Source organism: Lysobacter enzymogenes, assembly GCF_017168095.1.
Lineage (GTDB): Bacteria > Pseudomonadota > Gammaproteobacteria > Xanthomonadales > Xanthomonadaceae > Lysobacter > Lysobacter enzymogenes_D.
Window position 1 is genome coordinate 1 of the sequence record NZ_LXSD01000100.1, and the last position, 4,530, is coordinate 4,530.

Consider the following 4,530-nt stretch of genomic DNA (forward strand, 5'->3'; position numbering starts at 1 on the left):
CCCGGCGAACGCGCGGCCGACGCGGGCCCCGCGGGGCGCGCGCCGGCCCCGCGTTCGCCAGCGCAGCCCGCGCAGGAGCCGTCGATGCCCAGCAACGATCCCGACGACCTCGCCGCGTACTTCCGCCCCGGCGATCCCGAACCCACCGGCGCGCAGGTCATCACTGCCTTGCAGCAGGCGGGCGTGCGCACCGGCCTGGGCGCGTTCAATCCGCCCGGCACCAGCCCGCCGCTGGCCGGGCTGGCGGTACCCGAGGATTTCGAACTGCCTCCGGGCTATGTCCGTCACCATCAGGTCACCGACGAAGGCGTGGCGATCGAACCGGTGCTGATGTTCGCGCCCGGCTTCGTCCTGCGCGATGCGCAAGGGCGGCCGCGGGCGATGCCGCAGGACCGGATCGTGCCGCCGGACCTCGCGCCGCCCGGGCTGCCGCTGCGGCCGATCCGGATTCCCCCGCACTGACACCGCGACACGGAGCGTTTCGACTTTGATCCACGAGCGGTGGTCTTGGGCGCGCTGGCGCAGCTTCGCCGGCATCGTCGCCAGTGCGGTCTTGTTCGGTCTGTATGCTCGCGGCGGCGCGGCCTGGGGCCTGGGCTTCGTCGCGCTGGTGCCGTGGCTGCTGACGCTGCAGCGCGACACCACGATGCTGCGCGCGCTGGCCGGCGGCGCGTTGATGAGCGTCGCCTTCGTGGCCGCGGTGTTGTATTGGTTCGGCGCGGCGATCGGCGCCTACCTCGGCCTGGGCGCGGCCAGCGCCACCGCAGCGATGCTGGTGCTGGCGCCGGTGCTGCAGCCGCAGTTCCTCGCCTTCGCGCTGGTGCGGCAGTGGGCCGGGCGCCGCTTCGGGCCGGTGCTGCGCGCGCTGGCCGCGGCGTCGGCGTGGGTGGCCTGCGAGTGGCTGGCGCCGAAATTGCTGGGCGATACGCTCGGGCACGGCCTGTATCCGTCGGCGGTGTTGCGCCAGGTCGCCGATCTCGGCGGCGCCGCGGGCCTGAGCGTGTTGCTGCTGCTGGTCAACGAAGCGCTGGCGCTGGCCATCGAACAACGCCGTCGCGGCGTGCGCGCGCTGGCGAAGCCGCTGGCGGCGGCCGCGCTGATCCTCGCCTGCATGACCGGCTACGGCCTCGCACGGCGCGCGGCCCTGCAAGCGCCGCCGCCGCCCGCGCCGTCGCTGCGCGTGGCCATGGTCCAGGCCAGCATCACCGATTACGAACGCCTGCGCCGGCAGATCGGCGCGTATGCGGTGGTGCGCAAGGTGCTCGACACCCACTACGCGCTGTCGGCCTCGGCGATCCGCGACCACGGCGCGGACGTGCTGTTATGGTCGGAAACCGTGTATCCCACCAGCTTCGGCCACCCGCGCAGCGCCGACGGCGCCGAGCTCGATCGCGAACTGCAAGGCTTCGTCGAACACGCCGGCGTGCCGCTGGTGTTCGGCACCTACGACCGCGACGCCGAAGGCGAATACAACGCGGCCGCCTTCCTCGAACCCGGCCGCGGCCTGCTCGGCTTCTATCGCAAGACCCATCCGTTCCCGCTGACCGAGACCGTGCCGGCGTGGCTGGACAGCCCGTGGCTGCGGCGCGCGCTGCCGTGGACCGGCGGCTGGCGCGCCGGCGACGGCGCGCGGGTGCTGCCGCTGCGCAGCGCCGACGGCCGCGAGGTCGAGGTGGTGCCGCTGATCTGCCTGGACGACGTGCATCCCGACCTGGCCATCGCCGGCGCCCGCCTCGGCGCGCAGGCGATCCTCGGGATGTCCAACGATTCGTGGTTCACCGACTACCCGATGGGCGCGCGCCTGCATCTGGCGGTCGCGGCGTTCCGCAGCATCGAGACGCGGCTGCCGCAGGTGCGCGTCACCACCAACGGGCTCAGCGCGATCATCGACGACAGCGGCGAGGTGCTGGCGAGCACCGCGACCGGCGATCAGGCGGTGCTGACGGCCGTCATCGGCGCGCGCGATCCGGCGCCGACGCTGATGGTGCGCTGGGGCGACTGGGTCGGACGCGCGGGCGCCGTGTGGCTGCTCGCCCTGGCCGCGCTGTCGCTGTGGCGCGCCTCGCGCCGCCGCGCCGCCGCCGCGCCTGCGCTGGCAGCGACGACGCTCGATGTGGTGGTGCTGACGCCGCCGTGGCGGGCGCTGGCCGCCGCGCTGAGGCTGTGCGCCGGCGTGGGTCTGCTGTGGCTGGCCTACGACATGGTCGCGCGCATCGGTTTGCAGGTTCAGTCGCTGGCGCAGCTGCGGCTGTTCGCCGCGATGGTGGTCGCGCCCGCGCTGGCTACATGGGCGATCGAGCGCGCGTTCGCCGCGCAGGCGCGGGTCGAAGGCGCGACCTGGGTGCTGGAGCAACGCCGGCAGCGCATCGAACTGCCGCTGGCCTCGTTGGCCGCGCTGCGGCCCTGGCGTATCGCGCTGCCGCGCAGCGGCGTCGATGTGCGCCTGGCCGCGGGGCCGCTGTGGACGCGCAGCGTCGCGGTGGCCGGCCCGCGCGCCTTGCAACACCTGCTCGCCGCCAGCGGCGCGCCGATCGGCTGGGACGGCCGTTTCGCCGCGGCCTGGGCCGGTTTTCTCCAGGCCCGCGCGGATGCGCGCCGGCCGCGGCTCGATCATGGCCTGCTCAAGTTCGCGCTGTTCCCGCTGCTGCTGGCGCTGGTCGCGTTCCGCCTGCATCAGGTCATCGCCTTCGGCGGCACCTTCGGCGAGTACTACAGCTACGGGCTCGGCGCCTACCTCAGCGGCTTGCTGATCTGGTGGGCGTCGTGGTCGATCGGGCTGATGCTGTTCGCGGCGTTGTTGCGGATCGCGATCGAAACCGCCGCGGCGCTCGCCGCGGCGCTGCGCCCGGCGCAGGCAGCGGCGGTGCGCGACGCGCTGGAATGGCTGGGGCGGCTGGCGTTCTACCTCGGCGTGCCGGCGTGGCTGGCGGTGCGGTTGCTGGCGACGGGGTAGCCGCGGCCATTGTGCGGACTTCCGCGCCGCAGCCGCGCAAGCGCGACTAGTCCGCCGCGCGATGCGGGTGCGAGCATCGCCCGGACCTTCGCCGCCGGGAGCTTCGATGAACCTCACCGCCCGCCTGTTGCGCCGCAAATCGGTCGAACAGCTGCAACGCCAGGCGCAGGCGCGCGGCGAGCTGCAGCGGGTGCTGGGGCTGTGGCATCTCACCGCGATCGGCCTGGGCGGGATCATCGGCATCGGCATCTTCGTGCTGACCGGCACCGTCGCCGCCGGCCACGCCGGGCCGGCGGTGGTGCTGTCCTTCCTCATCGCCGGGGTCGCCAGCGCGGCGGCGGCGCTGTGCTACGCCGAGTTCGCCGGGCTGATCCCGGTCTCGGGCAGCGCCTACACCTACGGCTACGCGGTGCTCGGCGAGTTCGCCGGCTGGCTGATCGGCTGGGACTTGCTGCTGGAATTCGCGCTGATCGCCGCGGTGGTGGCGGTGGGCTGGTCGGGCTATGTGCAGGCGCTGCTGGCGGCGGCCGGGGTCGAGCTGCCGCTGTGGGCGCGCGGCGCGTACTTCGGCGACGCGCCCGGGCAGATCGTCAACCTGCCGGCGGTGTTCGTGGCGCTGGCGATCACCGCGCTGCTGGCGTTCGGCACCCAGGCCGGCGCGCGCTTCAACACCGTGGTGGTGGCGATCAAGATCGGCGCGGCCGCGCTGGTGATCGTCGCCGGCGCGGCGTTCGTCGACCCGGCGCGCTGGCAGCCGTTCATGCCGTTCGGCTTCGGCGGCGTGGTGACCGGCGCCTCGATCGTGTTCTTCGCCGTGTTCGGCTACGAAATGATGACCACCGCGGCCGAGGAGGCGATCGACCCGCAGCGCGACCTGCCGCGCGCGGTGGTGCTGTCGCTGGCGATCGCGATGACGCTCTACGTCGGCATCTGCCTGGTGCTGACCGGGATCGTGCCCTACGCCACGCTCGACAACGACGCGCCGGTGGCCAACGCCTTCGCCGCGATCGGCCAGCCGCGGGTGATGGTGGCGATCTCGCTGGCCTCGGTGTGCGGGATCACCAGCGTAATCTTCGCCAACCTGATGGCCGGCGCGCGGATCTGGTTCGCGCTGGCGCGCGACGGCCTGCTGCCGCGCTGGTTCGGCCAGACCCATCCGCGCTGGCGCACGCCGTGGCGCACCACCTGGCTGATCGGCGCGGTGGCGGCGCTGGCGGCGGGGCTGTTCACCCTGGAAGAGCTGGCCAAGCTGGTCAACATCGGCGTGCTGTGCGCGTTCGTGGTGATCTGCAGCGCGGTGCTGGTGCTGCGCCGGACCCGGCCCGAGCTGGAGCGGCCGTTCCGCACCCCGTTCGCGCCGTGGGTGCCGCTGATCGGGATCGGCTTTTCGCTGTGGCTGATCTCGGGGCTGCCGTGGGTCACCTACGAGCGCTTCGCGCTGTGGCTGCTGATCGGCTGCGCGCTGTACTTCGGATACGGTATCCGCCACAGCAAGCTGGCGAACGCGCCCGCCGACGCCGGCTGAGCGCGTCGCGCGTCGCGCTCAGCGCTGGCCGCCGGCGGCGTGGCCGGCTTCG

At 73.5% G+C, this 4,530-nt stretch carries 3 protein-coding genes; all 3 read left to right on the forward strand.

What is annotated here, in order from left to right; genetic code table 11:
- Window positions 1-462, forward strand: a 462-nt coding sequence (locus tag A7A76_RS02825) for a hypothetical protein (RefSeq protein ID WP_206409772.1), incomplete at its 5' end; no start/stop codon positions are given.
- Between the two features lie 25 nt (window positions 463-487).
- Window positions 488-2,953, forward strand: a complete 2,466-nt coding sequence (gene lnt / locus A7A76_RS02830) for an apolipoprotein N-acyltransferase (RefSeq protein WP_206409773.1) — start codon at window positions 488-490, stop codon at window positions 2,951-2,953.
- Between the two features lie 106 nt (window positions 2,954-3,059).
- Window positions 3,060-4,478 (forward strand): amino acid permease, encoded by a 1,419-nt coding sequence (locus A7A76_RS02835; protein ID WP_206409774.1) that lies wholly within the window; start codon window positions 3,060-3,062, stop codon window positions 4,476-4,478.
- The last annotated feature ends 52 nt before the right edge of the window (window positions 4,479-4,530 follow it).